The sequence below is a fragment of the Daejeonella sp. genome (genome assembly GCF_044232565.1).
Classification (GTDB): domain Bacteria; phylum Bacteroidota; class Bacteroidia; order Sphingobacteriales; family Sphingobacteriaceae; genus Daejeonella.
On record NZ_JBIILQ010000314.1, the window covers coordinates 1 to 2,532 of the forward strand.

Here is a 2,532-nt window from a genome sequence, read left to right on the forward strand (position 1 = left end):
TGAGCATTTCCAATTTATTTTTCTCAGCAAAATCATTTATGCTTTTCTCAATTTTATCTGAAACCATAAAATGATATTTAGGATTTAATGAACCAAGTTGATCGTGAAGCCAACGAGTTGCATGAGCTGTCTCAAGATCGCTTGACTTTCGATCTTCTGTTTGAACGTGTAAAATATGAAGTTCTGAATTAAACTCCTTGACCAGTTTTTTGATCTCATCAACCGGTACAGTATTCACAACATCTCTAAAATCACAAGCGAGACCAATCTTATGAAGTCTACCAAAATGAACCCCTGATGGGACCACAATTAAGGGCCAAGATAAAGATTTTATAGCCTCAATTGTGCTGCCGCCAAACAGAAAGCGATCAATCGCATTACTACTATCTGCTCCCATTACCACAGCATAGGTGTCTATAACTTCACAATAGGTCTTAATCCCTGAAACAACATCGCCTGTTAAAACCTTAGTTTTAATGGTAACTTTTTTATGAGCATCTTTCAAAATTTTTGCTTTTAACTCCTTAAGCTGTTTTTCTGCTGTAGATATCGATTCTTCCATATAAAGTGCTGGCGGAGGAACATCTGAGTAGACCATGGTAAGCGGACAAACATGTAGTAGGGTCAAATTAATACCTAAAATACCTGCCATTTGCGCGGCATAGTTTACAGCATTCAGTGAAACTTCTGAAAAATCGGTTGGTGCGAGAATGGTTTTCATATCCTATAATATATTATGGTAAACATTAGTGTTGTTTTAAAAAATTTAATGATGTGCAATAAAAATGGGTTGTGTTACTGTTTTAATAAGAACCTCTGCCGTACTTTCATTAAAAAACTGTGAAATTGAGTTTCTACTATAAGCTCCCATAACAATAAAAACATACTTCTTCCTCAGGAGAAAACTCATCAATTCATGTTCAGTATTGCCCTCAAGTGCAAGAAAATTAACATCCAAATAATGATTATTTAGCCATTCCCTCAATTTACCTAGATCCTTTTGAGGCCAAACACCCGACTTATTCACTTGAATTACATTAAGTTTTTTATCAAAATATTCAGGGAATAGATAGGTGAATTGCTTAATGGCAAAAAGTGAAGATTCTGAACCGTTATAAGTAAAAATGAGCTCATCAATACGCTCAAATGATAGAGGTGAAATTATAACCGGACAAGCAGATCGATTTAAAATTTCTTTCACATTTTCTGAAGGTGCGCCTGATGATCCACTACCTAAAGAAAGTGCTGCATCAACAACAATTAAATCTGCAAAAGCACTACTTGTAATTAAATCATTCAACTTTAGTGCTCGATCTAGATAAATATCACTGCACACTTCATTGCTTATACAACTCTCCTTAAAAAGATTAATATTGGTTTTAATTTGTTCCTGCTTTGAATAGTGTACAAGAGTTTGGTTATAATTTCGAGATGGATTGCCAATTTCACTTTCTTTATTCTCTAACATGGCATTATAATCCACCTGGGAGCCATCCAAAAAAATACCATAAACCTTCGATCTAGAGAGACGAGCCAGATAAAATGCAAATTCAGAAGAACCTTTATCAGGATTGAGCGCGTTAAACGCTAAAAAGATCATTTTCATCCTTCATTTTTTATTAAAAATAGGGATGTTGGAAATCGGTTTATATGATCAAAATCAAGTACTTAACTGATTTAAATTAGTCCTTCTTGTGAGAGGTAATTTTTCAAAGATTTAATATCGTTTTATAACATTCAGATTTCTCGAAAAGTTCAAGATCATTAACATCATCAATATCATTCAATTCAGGCAATAAATAATAGGTCTTTTGTAGCCTTTCCAAATCATTAATCGTGTCTTGTGAAACCTGATCTGTACTCCAAATTTTATCCGAAAATAGCTCGGAAATGATTTCATTCAAACCTAGTAAATAATAGCCTCCATCAGTTGCAGGACCTAAAACTGCATCATTTTGATCCAATTGAAAAATAGCTTCCTCTAAAACAGGAGTATTTAGTTCAAAGCAATCGCTTCCTATAAGTATCACTTTAGTAAAACCCTGTATAAAAAGCTCATTCATGGCTTGATGCATGCGTTCACCAAGATCATTCCCCTCCTGCTGTCTCTTGGTAAAATCGGCAAGATTCCAAATATCATCTTGTACAATTTCATCAGCATAGTAAACAAATTTCTTGCAATTTAGTCTCTGGCTAATGCTAAAAGTATATTTCAGCAGTAATTTATAAATCTCTAAAGCCCTATCATCGCCAATATCTTTCGCAAGACGCGTTTTTACTTTTCCATAAATAGGATTGCGAACAAAGACAATTAAAGCTACAGAATCTAATAATTTCATATCTATTTTGAGATTGTCCCGGCACAGCTAGAACCAGCTCCAGCAGTACATCCAAAACAGTGCTGTTTTAAAACAATTTCGCGTTTATGGAGCAAATTGGTGTCAAATTCGGAGAGATGAATTGAGCCAGTAGTGGCAACCTTCAAGTCTAACATCTGGTTAAAATCGCAATCATATAGATAACCATCCCAAG

4 protein-coding genes are annotated in these 2,532 nt (G+C 34.5%); all 4 read right to left on the minus strand.

Annotation, left to right across the window (positions count from 1 at the left end):
- Window positions 1-721, minus strand: a 721-nt coding sequence (locus tag ACILQF_RS12610) for a universal stress protein (RefSeq protein ID WP_395627753.1), incomplete at its 3' end; no start/stop codon positions are given.
- Between the two features lie 45 nt (window positions 722-766).
- Window positions 767-1,606 carry a hypothetical protein gene (locus tag ACILQF_RS12615; protein WP_395627754.1) on the minus strand — a complete coding sequence of 280 codons (840 nt, stop codon included), beginning with the start codon at window positions 1,604-1,606 and terminating at the stop codon, window positions 767-769.
- Window positions 1,607-1,709: 103 nt separating this feature from the next.
- Window positions 1,710-2,339 (minus strand): TIGR04282 family arsenosugar biosynthesis glycosyltransferase, encoded by a 630-nt coding sequence (locus ACILQF_RS12620; RefSeq protein WP_395627755.1) that lies wholly within the window; start codon window positions 2,337-2,339, stop codon window positions 1,710-1,712.
- Between the two features lie 2 nt (window positions 2,340-2,341).
- On the minus strand, window positions 2,342-2,532 hold a 191-nt coding region (locus ACILQF_RS12625), incomplete at its 5' end, for a DUF3641 domain-containing protein (RefSeq protein WP_395627756.1).